We start from the raw sequence: 15377 nt of genomic DNA, 5'->3' as shown, positions 1-15377 counted from the left end.
AAGACTTTACATAATAAACAATCAAACAACCAAAAAATTTGTAATACTGTAAGAAATGACGAGCCAAGCCAAAAGACTTTGCTTCTGACTTCTGAATTATTACGTAATACTAGAGGACTCCTATTTGATTTTTGAAAAAACTCACCTTCTACTGGAACAGGCTGATTCCCCACACATGGGATTAATCGCGTCTCTACTACCTACGTAAATCGGTTCAAAAATCAAAGCGGATTCCCATAGTACTATTTCTAAACTAAACTTAACACTTTAAAATAACTAGGATGGGTTCCCCCAGATGAAATCCCCACCTTCTTCAAATTCTTGGAATGGCCGCTTCGTAGGTGATAACCAGCGGTATCGTTTAGACCGACGGTTAGGCGGAGGTGGCATGGGAGAAGTCTTCCTGGCAATGGACACCCGTGTAGGTCAAGAGGTAGCGTTAAAGTTGCTCAAAGATACGCTGGTGGCTTCACAAGAAATGAGAAAGCGTTTTGAGCGTGAGGTGGCAGTTTGTGCTGCTTTACAAAGTGACCACATCGTGAAAATTAGTGATTGTGGAGTCACTCCCGAAGGCTTTCCATTTTACGTGATGGAATATTTACGGGGACAAACCCTCAGACAATTATTGCTGCGTGAAAAGCGGCTGTCTGTCGATCGCACTGTAAAAATTATGGCGCAAGTTTGCAAGGGTCTACAGCTTGCCCATCAAGGAGTGACTCTGCAACGAGATGGAGGAAAAAGCACTGAGCATATTAAGGTAGTTCATCGTGACCTGAAACCAGATAATATATTTCTAGTGCCTACAGATTTGGGAGAGTGGGTAAAGGTTCTAGATTTTGGTGTTGCCAAAATCCGTAGTGAATCTTCGGAAAACACCAACATTACAAATATCACGAGTACATTCATTGGTACATTTCGTTACGCACCTCCGGAACAAATCCAAAGTGATAAAAACCTCGATGCTAGAGGTGATATTTACAGCTTAGGGATTATCCTTTATGAAATGCTGAGTGCAGCCGATCCATTTGGGATTAGCATTAAGGGTAGTCATATCAGCGAAGCTTCCTGGGTATTAGCTCATGCCTATGAGCCACCAAAACCACTGCGGGAGCAACCAGGCTGTGAGAATCTGCCTGAACAATTGGAAGCCGTGGTTATGAAATGTCTCCACAAGAACCCAGCTAACCGATTTGCCACCGTAGAAGAACTGAATCAGGCTTTGCAAGCTGCTGCCAAATTTGTCACAGGCACTACTAGTGTACCCGGACAGGCTAATGTGCAGCCACGACCTTCCTACAATCAAGGTTCAAATCACGAAACCCTTCCTAGACAATCGAACGACGACACCATTCTTCGTCCTCCAGCTGCCTATAATCAAGGCTCAAATCACGAAACTGTTCCTAGACAATCAAGCGACGACACAATTATTCGCCCTCCAACTGCTTATAATCAAGGCTCAAATCACGAAACTGTTCCTAGACAATCAAGCGACGACACAATCATTCGTCCTCCAGATGCCTATAATCAAGGCTCAAATCACGAAACTGTTCCTAGACCATTCAACCCGATTGAGCAAAGCCAACCTGAGGAAACTATTCCTCGGCCTCCTTCTGGGTACAATCAAGGGTCAAATCACGAAACTATTCCTAGACCATTTAACCCAGTTGAGCAAAATCAACCTGAGAGCAACAATCCTCAACATAGTCCCGTGAATAACCCGAACGGTAGCAAACCGGATGCAACCTTGTTTCAACCACGACCGGCATCCAATCAAGGTACACCGCAAGTACCACCAGATAAAACACTGTATCAACCGCGACCAGCATCCAATCAAGGTACACCTCAAGTACCACCAGATAAAACACTGTATCAACCACGACCTATTTCTAATCCAAGTACACCACCAGTACCAACAGACAAAACATTGTATCAACCGCGATCTGCATCTCCGACGGACAGACCAGAAGTGCCATTAGATAGGACATTGTATCAACCGAGACCTGTAACTCCTCAAAGCAGACCACAAGCGCGAACTGATGACACTATTTACCAACCAAGGCCAAATGACCAGCCAGCTACGGGAAATACTCCCAATTTATTGCGAATCTTGGGAGTCATCTTAGCAATTGGAGCGACTTTAGCAGTAGTAACCTTTATATATACTCAATTGCAATCTCCTAAAAACTCAAACAACGAGCAAAGTTTGTCTAATGGCGATCGCATTTACAGCTAATAGTCGTGATTTGTGCGATTAATTTTGATTTGCTGCTCAGATACCCGACTTCTTGAAGTAAGTCGGGTATCTGAGCAGCGTTAGTAGTAGACTGTGGGCGAAGTTTGCCTATCTTTAACAAATTTATATATTTACCGCCAAATATATTTTATTATTTGACAGCCAAAAAGATATATGGTGATTTTTGGTAAAAATTAATTTACTAACACTGCTAATCATGCAGAATATAAATAAATATTATAAATAATATGGAAAAAAGTGTTATAAATGCCACCCTTTCCACTGAGAACCTAACCTTTCGTCCAGGAGATACTCCTGCCTCCTTTGAGGTAACTGTCAATAATGACAGCGATCGCTTCGTGAATTTTCAGATAGAAATTACCGCCGCCGGAGAAACTCGCAACCCAGGATATCGCTGGTACAAACTTCAACCAGAAGTGGCAGCAGCTAAGCCACCAGGCAGTAGTACGATATTCCAAGTCATCATATTCAATACGCCGATAGTGGGTTTTGTCGGCACTGTTAACCTGATGGTGAAGATTTTTTCACCACAGTTAGCACAACAATGCAGACTTGTGCTGCGGCTGAAAATTGAACGAGACAATAGACCAACACATTTAACTTTAGAATTACCTGTGCGAGAGTTTCAAGTTTATCCCCGCAATTCTATAGATATACCAGTACGGGTGCGGAACTTGAGTCAACAACCAACAAATGTGGTGCTACGTTTTACAGGCGTCGATCCCTCTTGGCTGACTAACAGTGCAGAACGGCGATTAGCCGTAGATCCGGGTGGCATAGCAGAAGCCACATTCCAATGCCAACCTCCTTCTGTAGTGCAAGCGCCCAGTCAAAACTATCCTTTTGCCATAGAAGCTGTTAGCAATAATGGTTACCCGACTAGTACCCAAGGCAATATTGAAGTTTTACCTGTGGGTTTTGTAGAATTTACCACCACACAAAAACAGCTAAAAATTCCCAGTAAATCGGCATGGTTACCCGACTGGAAATCTGATACAGCCTCTTTTGAATTGCTATTTAAAAATGCTAGTAATTTAAATCAGGAACTAGATGTACAAGTTCAAGGTAGAGACGAACGAAAGTGTAGTTTCAAGAAGTTTCCCGAAGCCGCCAATTTAAATTTAGGAGAGACAACTAAAGTCATCCTCGATGTGAAAACAAAACGTCCTTGGGTAGGAATAGGCAAAACTTTGCTGCTGGAGGCCAAATCGGAATTATCCGACCAACGTTTAGGTAGTACAGACCCCGCCACCCAGATGTTAGAAGTGCGGGTTTTGCCCATTATACCTCTGTGGTTACAATTAGCGGCGATCGCATTACTAGCAGCACTGATAGCATGGATAGTACAACCCAGAGGTGTTATGCACACACGTTCTGTGAACTCAGTACGTTTTAGTGGCATTGGTTTGTCTGTTGTCAGTGGTTCAGATGATTGCACATTGAGACTTTGGAGCATCGATGGCGATCGTTTAGACCCCGATGATAGAGTAACATCTCCTGATCGACTAGCTTGTGATAAAGCGCAACAGCCCAAAGGTTTGATGGCCATTACCAATGACGCCGTACAAGTCTTACGCTTCATGCCATTACAAAACGATCGCGCTGCGGTTGGTCTAGATAATGGTGTAATTGAACTGAGGGATGTACCATCAGGTGCTAAGATTAGCGAACTTCAAGATCTTAAAGATCCAAAAGCAAAAGGCGATCGCGTTTTTGATTTAGCCTTCACTCCCAACTCACTGAATTTATTTAGTGGTTATGGCAGTGGTAAAGTGAGATTATGGTCAAGACCAGCGTCTAACACTAACTTTCTGCCAGAACCGCAAGCGATCGATGTACAAAGTACATTAAAACTATCAGGTTTCCAAGTCCGCGCCTTAACTCTTAGTCCAGATGCAACAACTCTCGTAATTGCTGGAAACTTCAAGCGCTTCATATTATGGCAGTGGAATCAAACTCAAACTAATAAACAATTTCCAGCTTTATCAGTGCAAAATCTGGAAAAATTAGATGAAAGAGTAGGGCGTGAAGACTATATTTGGGCATTAGCTTTTGTACCTAACTCCACAGAAAAAATCCTCGCCACCTCTGATTCTGCGGGATACATCACAATTTGGAATTTAAATCGCTGCCAAATTCTCAAAAATCCCAATCCCCAAGTACAAGTAAATGAACTAAATTGCTCAGCAGTAGACCGCTGGTCAGCGTCGAAAACATCTGTGCGTAGTCTGGCATTTAGTGAAGATGGTAATCTGCTAGTAAGTGGTGGCGATGATGGACGAGTTGTAGTTTGGTACTTAACCGCCGAACATCAACTTGATAAAACAAAGGCAGCAGAAGGTAAAACAATTTACCAAAGCTCTAAAAAAATCAATAGTATCGACTTGAAAACTAATCAAGGAACCATGATTGTGAGTGGTAGTGAAGATTTTCAGGTCAAACTACACCGCATCAAATAAGGGAGTCGATGACATGCAAGCTAAATTCAATCCACTGCAAGTTTATATCAACCCAGCTGATATCCAATTTGGGATGCCGGGAGATACCATTGTTCTCTATGTAGTAGTGAGCAATCAGGGAGATCAAAGTGCTGTTATTGATTTATATTTTGTTTTTGATGAGGTATTTCAAAATTTAACAGGCTGGTCTAGTTCTCCTAGAGAAAGTTTATCGTTAGATCCAGGGCAAAATAGCGACGAAGTAAAATTTGAATTTCAAATTGCCCCTGATGCTTCCGTAGGAACCTATGACTATACCCTAGTCGTAGATTCGCCTCTGCATTATCCCCAAGACACTCCCAAAACCTTCCGCAACGAAATTAAAGTTCTCCAAAAAGAACAAACCGCAATTCGGGTGAACGACCCGACATTTTTCATTAGACCTAACACTAATCCCAATAAAACCCTGATTTTCAACTTTAGTGAACCTTTGCAAGTCGAAGTAATAGTTGATAATCGTTCTTTTCGTGTAGACCGTTTCCGCTTGACTTGCCCAGATTTAGACGACGACTGGTTCACAATTAATTATCCCACCACTGGATTTGAGGGACAAGGCTTAGTGTCTGACGTGACAGCACTCGAACTTAACCCTGCTGCTCAAGGTCAAATATTGTTGAAATTTCATCCACCTGCGGATACCATCGCCGGCAGTTATTCTCCGACAATCCGCTTGTATTCGGAAAACTCTCCAGACTTAGTGCTACTAGATTTGGTATACATCCAAATTCCCACAAATTATCGCCTAGATATAGAACTTAATACCATTTTGGGACAAGTTAGCCGGAGTCTTGGCAAGTATGAATTATCACTAGCTAACCGGGGTAATATTGTCCGCGAACTGGCATTGAGCTTAAAAAGTCGAGACGAAGAAGAACTGTATACTTACACTTTTGATCCTACTGAGGTGAGATTATTACCTAGTAGAAGCGCGATCGGCAATTTGACAATCAAACCCAGACCTTGGTGGCGACGACCGTGGTTTGGTACAGGGCTAGTTATCAACTTTAAAGTTGACATCAAAGACCAACAAAGTTTACCTTTATCTAACACATTGCCTCAGGGAACATTGATATGGAAACCTCGTCCTTGGTGGCAATTTCTCCTGTTAATTTTAGGAATTTTAGGCTTATTAGGCGGCATAGGATTTATTATTTGGCGAATTTTAAACCCCGAACCTTTGAGATTAGAAAGTTTTGATACCAATACTAGCGTGCGTAAAATAACTGAAGGCGATGAGGTAGCTTTGAAGTGGGAAATTCACAACTATAAACAGTTACAAAAGCTGGTTTTGACAACCAAAGGTTCACAACCAATTCAGCCTATTATCTATGACTTCAGCAATGGCATTCCTGAGTCACTAGGCAAAGGAAGCGCTAATGAAATACCTCCTTGTCAGGTGCAAGAAAAACAAGAGCTAATTTGTAGCGATGTCAAAACTGGCGTGAGAACTAGAGGGAATTATACTTTTGAGTTACAAGCTTTTTATCGTAATGGGATACAATTATTTTCTCGAAAAGACCAAGTAGCAACCCAAACAACTCAAGTAGAAATAGCTGAGAAAGAAATTCCTCAAGTGATTACTTTTCAAGCAGATAAAACACAGTATACAAAAGGTCAAAATATTCTTTTCAGTTGGGCGATCGCTCGTCCTCTATTGCTGGCACAAATTCAAGTTATCGGTAGTGCTGATGATGGTACATCCTATGGTGAACCAATTACTTATAAATTTAATCAAGGTAATATTGCCGACCCGAAGCTGCAAAAACTCTGCACACAACAAAATCAACAACTGCAATGTACAAATATTCCTTTACCAGCATATAAATCTGGAAAATTTGCCTTTGAAATCAAAGCTTTTCCTAATAATGGCAGTCAAAAAACTGATTCTAAAAAGATTGAATCTAAAATAGCAATATTACCGAAACCATTTCAGATTGTTTCTTTCACAATCAACGGTAGTGAAGAACCAAATAGAGAACTCAACGAAGGAACAACTGCTACTCTGAGTTGGAGAGTAGAAGGAGAAAAAGAAAATATTCAGGTTAAACTTCAGCCCTACGGAGACGTTCAACTAAGTGGCTCAAAGCAGCTTACAGTCAATCGAGCCTTTCCGACTCAAATCATACTGCAAGTTAGTGATAAATCTGGTAACCAGCCACCCCAAGAGAGAGGGTTTGCGATCCAATTCATCCCAAGACCAGAGCCTACTCCCATACCTCCCATTAACCCAACTCCACCTACTCTCCCACCCAGCAGTAACCCATTTAAGGGTTTTTGACCGGGGCAGAACTTCTGAGGATGCAAAAATTTGATACTTATACTTTTTGGGCTATGTGAAAAGCAGAGATATACGAAAGTTGCAAACTACCTTCAAAATCATCTTCGATGCGATGTTTCAATGCTGAAAATAAAGACTTTTTGCTATGTGGATCTAATTTTATGTATGCCGAATAAGTGTTTAAAAGTGTTAAATATTCATCAACAGTGTATGTTACTTTTGATACAAAGTTTCCGGATATTAGGTTTTTGAATTGCCCGGAATCAATAGCCATATTTCCTAATTCTCTCAAGATATATTCTTGAGTTTCTCGGTCTTCATAGCGATCGAGAGATGGAGTATGTAATTGATATATTTGGGATAAACTTTGGTATACTTCGTAGTTGGGTTGAAGTTCTTTGTTCCACAACAAAATTAAGTAGCCAGTTTCTTTTAAAGCATTTGCGGCTTTCGGATATCCTACTTCCGGTGATATCCAATGAAAAGAACTAGCTGCTAAAACGGCATCAAATTCAAATGGCTTGAGTTCCCACTCTTCAAAGGATGTGTTTTCAATCTTTACATTAGAATACGGTTGACAATTATGTTGAGCTAACTGGAAAAAATCTGGGTTGGGTTCCAAACAGATCATTGAGCAACCCAATTGAGCAAATGCTACTGTTGCAGTGTTAAACTAAGCGGTTCCCTCACGAGAACCGCTCGTCTTCAGAACCGGACGTGATGTAGGGTAGGTAGCCAGCGAGTTACCAGTATTGGCACTTTTCCAACCACCCCCCTCCAAACTACGCATGACCGTTTCCGTATCACGTAGCTTTCCAGTAATCAAAACGTTTGAGAGCTTCACCATCGTAGCGTCCGTATTGGATTTTCTCGTGACACTGACGACAAACCACGAGGGCTTTTCGTTTACGTGCTGACATTTTTTACCATCCATTCTGGACGTTCTTTACATCCATGAGGCTTAATGTCTGCTAGTTTGCGGATATGGTGGACTTCAATATTATCCGTTGCTCCGCAAATTTCACATTTTTGGGCTAAAAGACGTTGAATGACTTCACTACGCCCGTTCCAGATATGATTAGCCAGGTTATCGTCTATTTTGACCCACTTATTCCATCGCAAACAGACACCACCAAAATGAGTTATCAAAGGCTTATTGTTATCGCGCTCCATTGTAATTTGTAATACCTTGTAAGTACCATCTTTGGTATCAATGGTTGTGCGATACTGTCTGTAAATTTTCTGGCATGTAGTTTTAAACTTCTTTGCCAAAGTTTTTACTAAAGAAAGCTCCATAACTCGTTTCAGTAAGGAGAGAGTGTGGAGGTTGTAAGCCATGCGGTAATACTGGACTAATCCTCGATATTCCGCTTGATACTGGCTAACTATGCTGTAGGCATTATCGTTGACTCTTTGCGTCAGGTGTATAGGCTTCCCAGAGCGCATATATTTAACACAGTGGTCTTTAATTACGCTTTTTGGAACCCGAAGACCCACACTACCGTTGATACATCTTTGACCACGATGGTCATGCTTATCATCGGCGTGTAGTATGTGGATTTCATAACCCAGGAATTTAGCAGCTTCGTCACGAGCATGGGTAACGAGCGTCTTTTCTTCACTGAGTTCCAGTTTTAAAGAGTCACGTAGAAACGTAGCAATTTTCTGTTTGATTTCCACAGCTTCAGATTTTGAGCCTACTACTCCTAACAGAAAATCATCGGCATACCTTGTATACCAAAGGCGACGAAAGTTTGGGTCATTGGGGTCACGGGACGGAATCGATTGTGCCTGTTGGCTCAGTTTCCGCGCTTCTGACAAATTTCCTATTTTTCGTGCTTTGGCTGCTGCTTTGGTCAGCACATTGTACGGTGGGAAAACACTCCTTCGTTGACCTCGTGTGTATGCTGGTATTAATTCCTGTTCGACGTATTTGTCCAATTTGTCTAGCACCAGATTGGAAAGTATTGGGCTTACAACTGCACCCTGCGGAACCCCGCTATAAGTGGAATTGTATTTCCAATTTTCTAAATACCCTGCATCCAGCAATCCCTTGATTAGTCGAATAAAGCGATTGTCGTGGATTTTATCTTGTAGTATTTTTAACAGGATAAAATGGTCTATTCTGTCAAAACACGCGCTGATATCTCCTTCGATAAACCACTTAGTAGCTCGACCTTTTTGGGTAATTTCTTTCAGTGCTGTATGACATCCGCGTTGGGGTCGAAAACCGTGAGAGTGTTCGCTAAACTGAGGCTCATAGTAGGCTTCTAGTATGGATCGAATTGCTTCTTGAAGTAATTTATCTGACCAGGAAGGCATACCAAGAGGTCTTAATTTACCGTTCTTCTTGGGGATGTAAATACGTCGCACTGGTGTCCATCTATATCGCTCATATCTCAGAGCCTCAATGATGGTATTAATTTTCTCCAGGGACATCCCATCCACTGTTTCCAGCGTAGCGCCTGGTGTCATTGCACCTGCGTTGCTGTTTAGCTTGGCGTAGGCGCGTAGGTACAAATCTGGGTTATATAGCAGTCGATACACGTTTTCTACTGGCAACCCACGTTGTCCGCGCTCACGTATGATGTTCAGTATCGTTTCGGCTGTTCGCATCTCGCGTACCTCTCGATTTCTGTTACATCTAATTACCTGTGACACTTCGCCCTGTAAACGGTTCTCCCGTTTTCCCTGGTGGGGCGATACTCCCACGACTACTATTGTCACTCCGTCACCATAGGACTCGCGTCCTTTAGGCAATCCCATGTTCCGTCACTGATGAACGTATAAAGAACGACTTAGGTTCCTACTCATATCCTTGAATGAGTTCATTACTCATCGCTTATCGGTCAGGGTGTACCATTAACGAAAGTTGATTTAATGGCTACCGATAACATCGGTGTACGGACGTGCTACCGAAGGATGTGCAGTTCCACCGCAGGATATTAGGGTTTAAGCAGTTTGGCTTTAACCATATCGTTCAGGCGTTGCGGAACCGTAACATACACGTCTTCTGTTACTTTCCGCTTTACGAACATGCTCTTGTCCCCTCGCTCTTTCGAGTCTAGGTAAGTTGTTCGCCTTGGAGTCGATTACCCCAAACTCCAGCCAACTGTGTTGGCAATTCTATCAGTGCGTACCACGGCGCACACTTTCGCTTCATCCGGCTCCTCAATAATAAGGCTCTTGTCATGAGTACCTCGATTACCTGTTAGTTCAGGCTTAGGTTTGGCGCTGTTACAGCCAGATTTGTTACCCAGACTGCCATCAGAGGCGGTCTTTTCATCGTGGCAATGTCGGTGTAGTAATTGAAGGTTTTTATATTCACTCTTTCCTCCTTTTGACTTAGGAATGATATGGTCAATTTCTATCACCGAGTATTCTGTGAAATATAGTCCGCAGTGGGCACATTTACCTTTCTGTCGTTTCAGGAGTGTTGCCACTTTCCTTGGGACTTCGGGGTTATTACCCATTCTTGTACTCCAGTAAATAAGGTTTCCGTCATAAGGACTGGCTTCGCCTTTAACCTTCACATATCGCCTGATTTCTGTGGCGCTATGTTTTAGTAGTTGCATTGGGTTTTTACCCTCCTGCGGAGTTGCAAATACCCAGTTATCCCCGTCAATGGTTTGCCAGTATTTATTGGCTACCCATTTACCTGACTTATTCGGATGTCTTCTTTTGCCCCAGCTTTTTAGCTTCCGGTACACTTTCATGTCTAGCTCGGAATACGTTTCCTTGCTGACTACTGTGCTGAAATAATTAGCCCATCCAGTGATGACTGGATTCAAGTGGGCTATCAGTGCCGCTTGAGGGGCGGGTTTATGCTGTTCTATTATTCCGGCAATTTGTTTGTAATGCACCTTGACCTTTTCTTTGCTGGGGGTGATGAGCGTCTTGAAACCAAGAGATTTCCCATTTGTATTACAACCTGTGTTGTATTTGCTTACTGGGTACTGCCTGACGTTAAACCCCAGGAAATTAAACCCCGCTTCTTGCCCTTCGTATTTATTCAGAGTATGGGCAAGGCGCGTTTTACTTGGTTTAAGTTCAAGTCCCATGCCATTTAAAGTGGGTAGCTAGCTAGCGAGGTTTCCAATTATTAGCTCCTTTTCTAACTAGCCCCCTCCGAACCGTGCTTACGAGATTTCCAGGTACACGGCTCTCCAGTACTCTGTTATCACGAGACTCGTTTAGATGTTGGTTTACCAGCGTGTATTGCATCATGGCATTGAGGGCAAACCATGAGAGTTTTCCTTCTACGTGCGGACATAATTTGCATCCATTGCGGTTTTTCCTTTCTACCCTTGGCTTTGAGGTCTTTAAGGGCACGAATATGGTGAACCTCAATATCACCTTTTGCCCCGCAAATCTCACATTCCGAAGCAAGAAGCCGTTTAATTAGTTCATTTCTGAACGCGGGCTTTCTATTTGTTGGCAGGTCTAGAATGGTTGCTTTTAGGTTGCGTTTTAATTGGATGCCGCCAAAGCGAGCCACCAGGGATTTCTTACCTTCTACTGGGACAGTTATTTCCACACACTTTCTCAAGCCTTGTGGAAGCTTTACCGTCTTCTTATACTTGGCGCAGATTTTAGCCACGCTAGTTCTGTGTTTACAGGCAAGGGTTTTCATCAGCGAACTCGACATAATCCATTGAAGTTTTCGCAGCCATGCAATATTTTGGGCAAGGCTATAGAATTGTACATACCCTCTAAATTCCGATTGGTAAATGTTGATAATAGTAAAATCATCATCATTTATTAATTCAGGGCGATGAATGGGTTTACCATTCCTCATGTATAGGGTACATTTTTCTTCTATAAGTCTTGCTGGGATTCTTAGTGCAATAATTCCGTTGATTGAGCGTTTACCATTGGTATGCTTATCGTCAGAATATTGGACTAGAATTTTGTAACCTAGAAAGCTTGCTGCCTCATTCCTAGCATTAGTAATCAGGGTCTTTTCTGGTGACAGTTCCAACTGAAGATTGTCAGCTAAAAATGTCTTGAGTTTTTCCTTAATTTCTTTTGTCTCTTGGAATGAGCCAATAAAACCAAGTAGGAAATCGTCTGCATAGCGGACGTAATTTAACCTTCTGTATTTAGGGTCACGAACATTTTTAGAAGGCATTTTCTGGTATTTAATTTCCAGTTGACGCGCTTTATCAACTTGTCCGTTTTTCCTGTAATACCAAGCAAGTTTTACGAGTTTTGAATACTCTGGATTTTCTGCCCGATGTTTACCAAGTGTATATTCTGGGATGAGTATCTGTTCGATAAATTTATCGAATTTGTCAAGATAGATATTGGCGAGTATGGGTGATAAAATCGAGCCTTGCGGCGTTCCGCTCAGGGTGGAATAATATTTCCATTGCTCACAGTAACCTGCCTTGAGTAAGTTTTCAATCAATCTCAAGAAACGATTATCTTGGATTGTCTCGCGTAAGGTTGACATTAAGATTTTATGATCTATATTGTCAAAGCAACCGCGAATATCTCCTTCGATAAACCATTTAGTTCCTTGCCAAGTACGGTCTATTACTGTTAGCGCCGTATGGCATCCGCGCTCTTGTCGAAAACCATGACTGCTGTTAGAAAATTGAGGCTCGTAGTACGCTTCTAATATTAAACGTATTACTTCCTGAATCAATTTATCGTTCCAAGTGGGAATACCCAGAGGTCGAGTTTTTCCATTTTTCTTGGGAATATTAATTCGCCGTACTGGTGTCCACCGAAAACGTTCATAGCGAATATCCTCTATGAGGTTTTCAATCTTTTTGATGGACATCCCATCAACAGTCTCTGATGTAATTCCTTGCGTCATTGCCCCATCATTTTTGTAGATGCGGCTGTACGCCAAGAGGTATAAATTGGGGTTGAAAAGTTGTCTGTAGATATCATCCAGAGGTAAACCACGGTAGCCTCTGTCTCGGATTACACTTAAAATCGTTTCGGCGTTTCGCATCTCGCGTACCTCTCGATATGAGTGTGAAGAATACCTGTTCCTCTTCGCCATGTAGGCGGCTTTCCCGTCCTCGGACTACTATAGGAACTCTGTAACCATAGGGATCGCCCCCCGTAGGTCATCCCGCGCTTTATTAACTCAGTACGTAACAGTGTGATTTAGGTGTCCCATTCATTCGTTAAGCCATCTCATCGCTGGCTGACTTCGTTTGAAGAAGTTGTGTGGTTCAAATGTTTAAAACTACACACAAACGATTATTCCTTTTTAGGCGTTGTAGGAATAGGCAATCGCGTATACCGTCAGAATTGGGCTTCAGGTAGTTTAAGCTTCACCATGTCACACAAGTCTTGCCGGACTCTAGTTTTAACGCCTTCTCTCTATTTCCGGCTTTACCAACATGCTGTTGTCCCTTTTGTCTTTCAACTCCAGGTAAGTTGGTCGACTTAGAGACGTTCTTCTTAGTCTCTCCCAACTTGGTTGGGGATACCGCGTTAACTGTCACGGCGCACGCATTTAGCAATGTCAGCATCCAGCACATATTTTGGCTTTTGCTTGATTGCAATGAATATTGCTTCAATTGCATCATGGCATGAGCGTCCTGGTCTGAACCCATAACTGTTAGGTTCAAATCGCGCTTCCCATTCTGGTTCTAACGCCATCTTGACAAGTGCTTGCAAGGCTCGGTCGTACATTGTAGGGATACCCAATGGTCGCTTTTCTTCTCCTCCGGGCTTGGGAATCCATACCCGCCTAGTTGGGCGACATTTTGAGTTTGGTTTTAATTTGGCAACTAAGGTGAAACGTTGCTTTGGAGTCAGCGATTTGATGCCGTCTACACCCGCCGTTTTCTTACCTTGGTTGTCTTGTGTTACCCTTCTGACCGCTAAGACCTTTGCTGACCAAGACTTCATCAGTGTCTTCTGGAGTCTGCGTACTGCTTTGACATCACCACGAGATGAGGCTCTGTAAATTCTTTTTTGCAACTTGTAAACACGTTTTTCTAACTTTCGCCAGTTGTTGTGTTTCCATTCCACCGTCGATTTGTCGTTCTTTGCCTTTAGAATTGGCTTATCCGGGTGGATTGCTTTTTCTGCTAGTTTAAGATTGACTGGTCGCGTTTTAGACATATTCATTGCTACTTATGACTTTACAATCCAATTCATCGTGAGTCCGTCAGCATATCCTCACCATTACAGTGAGGCATTCGCTTCTGACTCAATCCTGCCTATCGCCTCATGCGGTTAGCACCTACTCAGTTATCGACCTGACTGAGAGAGAACGAGAGGTTACTTCGTTCCGAATGACCATTGATTGAATCTTTAGAGTTGATACTATCCACCGGGTTTTGGGAGTGCTTACTGGTCAGACATGGAAAAATGCCAGTCCCTTTTTATCCTTTGCCTTTTGGCTCCAGCGCATATAGCCTTATTTCGCTGGTTATGCGTGACGATGGTTCAGACGTATCTTTCGCTTGCGCTACTCATGGATTCTTGCTTGGAGGAAACCAGATTAGGCTACTAGTTAGAACTCCTTTTCCTCCCGCTTTACGGATTGATGGCTAGTCGCTACCGTAGGGAAGATGCTTTCACCGCTGCACCTGCGGGGTAGGGTTTACACCTACATGGTCATTCAGTTGTCATGGTTTTTATAAACCAAGCTAACCGTCCCTGAGTATTTCTACTCATTTAGGTTAAACGAATCGCACTCCAGGGCCACATCCCAGTTCCAAAATTTTTGAATCGGTGGAGAGTTGAGCAACTTCCACAACTTGCTCAATCAAATCCTGAGGATAGCGGGGTCTTGCCTTGTTATAAGCTCCGCCTGCCGGAGAATACCAATTTTTGCGCTGTTCGAGGTCTCTGCTGGAGTAGCTGATTATTGTTTGCTTGAGGTCTTCCATAATCTATTTAATTTCTGCAATACCTTTGCCAAAAATAGAGGTAGTCTAGCTACAAATAGGTTATTTCAGCATTTTTACAAAACTAAACATATATTAATTTGATCGTGCCTACCTACTTAGTGTAATCTTATTGTTTGTTAGAGGATGTTTGAAAAGTATTATTCCTAACACCAAAAGCTCCCAGAGCTAACGCTCCAAGCAAGCCTTCCCTACAACCGAAGGGGAGTTTCAAAGCCTCTCTCCGAAACGGGGAGAGGAATGGAAGCGGGGTTTTTAGTATACTTTAAGACTTTTGAAACAACCTTTTAGAAAATCGATAAACGTCCTCCATTTTGAAAGCTGGAGTTTTATGTAAGGGCTTATATATAGTTTGCTTGTAGCTTTAGTTATGAGCTTTACCCTAATTACAAAAAACTACGGTTCTCAACGTAGACGTAGTTTATCTATTAATCATGGACACTAAGATCAGGATGAATCAAGTG

The 15377-nt window shown here is 42.4% G+C and carries 7 protein-coding genes and 2 pseudogenes; 3 read left to right on the top strand and 6 right to left on the bottom strand.

Annotation, left to right across the window (positions count from 1 at the left end; genetic code table 11):
• Nucleotides 1-295 precede the first annotated feature (295 nt).
• The 3 genes from IQ276_RS28270 to IQ276_RS28260 all read left to right on the top strand — a co-directional run bounded on the left by IQ276_RS28270 (nucleotide 296) and on the right by IQ276_RS28260 (nucleotide 7030).
• The gene (locus IQ276_RS28270) at nucleotides 296-2233 is read left to right on the top strand and encodes a serine/threonine protein kinase (protein ID WP_193920424.1); all 1938 of its coding nucleotides are present in this window, start codon (nucleotides 296-298) and stop codon (nucleotides 2231-2233) included.
• Between the two features lie 248 nt (nucleotides 2234-2481).
• Nucleotides 2482-4713: a WD40 repeat domain-containing protein gene (locus tag IQ276_RS28265; RefSeq protein ID WP_193920426.1), complete on the top strand. Its 2232-nt coding sequence runs from the start codon at nucleotides 2482-2484 to the stop codon at nucleotides 4711-4713.
• Between the two features lie 13 nt (nucleotides 4714-4726).
• Entirely contained in the window at nucleotides 4727-7030 is a 2304-nt protein-coding gene (locus tag IQ276_RS28260) for a COG1470 family protein (protein WP_193920428.1), read from the top strand.
• Nucleotides 7031-7067: 37 nt separating this feature from the next.
• Here the strand turns inward: IQ276_RS28260 and IQ276_RS28255 are convergent.
• From IQ276_RS28255 to IQ276_RS28230, 6 genes and pseudogenes are all read right to left on the bottom strand, one after another.
• Nucleotides 7068-7679 (bottom strand): annotated as a pseudogene (locus IQ276_RS28255) (methyltransferase domain-containing protein); the annotation flags it as partial.
• A 257-nt stretch (nucleotides 7680-7936) separates the two neighbouring features.
• Nucleotides 7937-9796 carry a reverse transcriptase/maturase family protein gene (locus tag IQ276_RS28250; RefSeq protein ID WP_235116045.1) on the bottom strand — a complete coding sequence of 620 codons (1860 nt, stop codon included), beginning with the start codon at nucleotides 9794-9796 and terminating at the stop codon, nucleotides 7937-7939.
• A gap of 326 nt (nucleotides 9797-10122) precedes the next feature.
• Nucleotides 10123-11091: a group II intron reverse transcriptase gene (locus IQ276_RS28245; RefSeq protein ID WP_228043019.1), complete on the bottom strand. Its 969-nt coding sequence runs from the start codon at nucleotides 11089-11091 to the stop codon at nucleotides 10123-10125.
• Nucleotides 11092-11210: 119 nt separating this feature from the next.
• Nucleotides 11211-12995 carry a reverse transcriptase domain-containing protein gene (locus IQ276_RS28240; protein WP_193925273.1) on the bottom strand — a complete coding sequence of 595 codons (1785 nt, stop codon included), beginning with the start codon at nucleotides 12993-12995 and terminating at the stop codon, nucleotides 11211-11213.
• A 491-nt stretch (nucleotides 12996-13486) separates the two neighbouring features.
• Entirely contained in the window at nucleotides 13487-14122 is a 636-nt protein-coding gene (locus IQ276_RS28235; protein ID WP_193925366.1) for a reverse transcriptase N-terminal domain-containing protein, read from the bottom strand.
• 578 nt (nucleotides 14123-14700) lie between these two features.
• Nucleotides 14701-14895 (bottom strand): annotated as a pseudogene (locus IQ276_RS28230) (class I SAM-dependent methyltransferase); the annotation flags it as partial.
• Nucleotides 14896-15377: the final 482 nt, after the last annotated feature.

The organism is Desmonostoc muscorum LEGE 12446 (genome assembly GCF_015207005.2).
In the GTDB taxonomy this organism is placed as follows: domain Bacteria; phylum Cyanobacteriota; class Cyanobacteriia; order Cyanobacteriales; family Nostocaceae; genus Nostoc; species Nostoc muscorum.
Note: the sequence above shows the minus strand (reverse complement) of the source record. Positions and strands in the feature narration are given on the sequence as shown.

What these genes read in the sequence shown, in the direction of transcription:
- IQ276_RS28270 (WP_193920424.1), top strand. Translation starts at nt 296, where the DNA reads ATGAAATCCCCACCTTCTTCAAATTCTTGGAATGGCCGCTTCGTAGGT.
- IQ276_RS28265 (WP_193920426.1), top strand. Translation starts at nt 2,482, where the DNA reads ATGGAAAAAAGTGTTATAAATGCCACCCTTTCCACTGAGAACCTAACC.
- IQ276_RS28260 (WP_193920428.1), top strand. Translation starts at nt 4,727, where the DNA reads ATGCAAGCTAAATTCAATCCACTGCAAGTTTATATCAACCCAGCTGAT.
- IQ276_RS28250 (WP_235116045.1), bottom strand. Translation starts at nt 9,796, where the DNA reads ATGGGATTGCCTAAAGGACGCGAGTCCTATGGTGACGGAGTGACAATA.
- IQ276_RS28245 (WP_228043019.1), bottom strand. Translation starts at nt 11,091, where the DNA reads ATGGGACTTGAACTTAAACCAAGTAAAACGCGCCTTGCCCATACTCTG.
- IQ276_RS28240 (WP_193925273.1), bottom strand. Translation starts at nt 12,995, where the DNA reads ATGCGAAACGCCGAAACGATTTTAAGTGTAATCCGAGACAGAGGCTAC.
- IQ276_RS28235 (WP_193925366.1), bottom strand. Translation starts at nt 14,122, where the DNA reads ATGTCTAAAACGCGACCAGTCAATCTTAAACTAGCAGAAAAAGCAATC.